Raw genomic sequence first — 2,519 nt, 5'->3', positions numbered from 1 at the left:
GTAGGCTAAGTAGCCAGCGCCGTGCCATATTGCTATGGTCGGTTTCCGAAAACTCGCCTCCGAACCGGACGTACACCTTCCAGCGTATCCGGCTCTCCGCTTCGATATGCAGTTTAAATCGTTCCATAATGAATCTTTTTATGACAAGTTCCACAAAGTGCAATGGTTTTCCTTTTCCGTGCAATCATGTGCCGTTCCCAAGGCTCTTTATTTTGAAGATTCTTGAGTTTGCGTACATGGTGCATTTCCAAACGACCCTTAGCACCGCACAGTTCGCACTTTTCAGCTTTCAGCCTATCCATAAGGCTGGTAGTGCTGGTGTGCATTATGAATTTGGGAAGTATGTCTATTCTGTTGTTCTTTGATGGTTTTAGGCGTTTGAAACCTCCTTTATAGAAGTACTCTTCCTTTTGTTTACCAGCCTTGTTCTGATATTTGACGCAAAATATTCCGTTACGCTTGTATCTTCTGCATATCTTCTTAACTTTGCTTCGGTACTTGGCTGCAAACGTTTTGTACATACTATATTCCATGATATATCCGAAATTGGAGAGTTGGCTTGCACAATTAACCGCTATGCTAAAATAATTGTACAAACCTCTGATTTCAGAATTATACCTGCGCAAGATTTCCAAATCATCGTTGAAGTTCAGTTCGGGTCTCGCTTTTGGTTTCCATATCTCCTTGCCGTTGTGTTTCTTTATTTCCACGACATCATACGCAAGAAGTTTCTTCTTGACCGTATCTTTGGGGATTTTGATTTCCACCGTCTTGTTCCGACTTCTTCTTTTACGACCGAGGGAATCCCTTTTGGTTTCTGTGCATACGCGGTTTCTGATGTCAAATCCGAGAAATTTTGCTGGTGTTCCAGAATGGGTTATAAGGGTCTTTTCATCAGACAATTCCAAATTCAGCTTTTCTGATATAAATTTCTTTATATCCGACTTGATTGTCATTGCATCTTCTTTACTGCCTATAACGCCACACAGAAAATCATCCGCATATCTCACGTATTTTAATCTCTTATAATTGCAGTCCATGTCATTCTTAGCAGGGGTCTGTAACATAAGATTATCATATTTCCGCAACTGCCCAACCAGCAGTTTCCTTTGTTCAAGGCTTACTGCTGATTTCAACGCCTTTTTAGCTCGTTCTTTCTTACGTTGGTAGTGTCTGTACTGTGGGTTCACTTCTTTACGGGCATTCCTGTCAAATTTTGCTGCATACTCTGCCATATACTTGTCCAATTTATCAAGATAGATGTTGGCAAGTATAGGACTGACAATGCCACCTTGCGGTGTCCCGTTGTACGTGTGAAAGAATTTCCAATCTTCAATGTACCCTGCATTCAGGAATTTGCAGATAAGCCGAATGAAACGGGCATCGTTGATGCGCTCTTTGAGGATTCCTATCATCACATCGTGATTGATGTTGTCAAAGAATCCTTTTATATCGCCCTCAATATACCATTTCACCCCACAAAAAGATTTTTCAATCTGTTTAAGGGCGGTGTGGCAGCTCCGTTTGGGGCGGAAGCCATGCGAGGTGTCCTCAAAACTATCCTCATATATGGCTTCCAAAACCATTTTGACCACCTCCTGCAATAACTTATCCTCTGTGGCAGGAATACCAAGAGGGCGCATTTTCCCGTTTTTCTTGGGTATATACGTTCTCCTTGACGGTTTAGGTTGGTAGCTTTCATCTTTCAATGACGCTATCAAGTCCTCAATGCGCTTAATGCTCATCCCGTCAATGGTCTTGCCGTCCGTCCCCTCCGTCATATTGCCTTGTTTGGGGGCAATCCGCTGGTAGGCAACGGCGTACATCTCCGTATTGAAAAGAATACGGTACAGACGCTCGTACTTGTAATTCAAGTCCTTGCTGTGTCGATTCAAACTGTTTAATACTTTTGCCGAATTTCTCATAATGTCTCTCACATCATTCATTAATCGTATTAAAAATCTCTGCTGTCCCCCTTCGCCATGTACAAGCCATTAACTTGCTCGGACTACTGCGGGGACTCCGTTACCATGTCGGAATTTCGGGAACTGTTTCCCATAGCCTTTGCAGGCTCCGATTTAGGTAATCCCAGTTTACTGTATCTTAACTGTTGGCACGACAAGTTGTCGGATATGACTTCCACCTTTTACCGTAGATTACGGTTGCGCTGCAACAAGTTCTTGCTCTTTCTACTCTACGACTGCAAAAAGAGTATTGCAGTGATGACGGTTCAGAACTATCCATACAACGGTAGTTCCCATAGTTACCTTACGTCACAGCCTGCTACAAAGACCGCTCAGATTATCATTCAACCAATTCGGGTTTTATCCTCATACTTGTCTTATCATCGCTATTCAGTCGCAGTTTGGTAACTAACTGACTTATAGTTCTCCCGACGTGCTACACTCCCTGCCGCCTTTCGTTGGACAGATAAGTCGGTGATGATAGGTCGTTTTCAAAGAACACTTGCCTAATCCTTGCCAAAGGGACGATTAAGATATAGCCTTGACTGGCGCACC

Annotated in this window: 1 protein-coding gene; it reads right to left on the bottom strand. The window is 43.1% G+C overall.

The genetic code is table 11. From position 1 onward, the window contains the following. Window positions 1-113: 113 nt before the first annotated feature. On the bottom strand, window positions 114-1,925 hold the full coding sequence (locus KFO40_RS25460) for a reverse transcriptase/maturase family protein (protein ID WP_211146936.1): 1,812 nt from the start codon (window positions 1,923-1,925) through the stop codon (window positions 114-116). Window positions 1,926-2,519: the final 594 nt, after the last annotated feature.

Origin of the sequence: Bacteroides sp. 1001302B_160321_D4, assembly GCF_015667765.1 — a bacterium.
Lineage (GTDB): Bacteria > Bacteroidota > Bacteroidia > Bacteroidales > Bacteroidaceae > Bacteroides > Bacteroides xylanisolvens.
The sequence above is the reverse complement of the archived record's forward strand: the minus strand, read 5'-3'. Positions and strand labels throughout refer to the sequence as shown.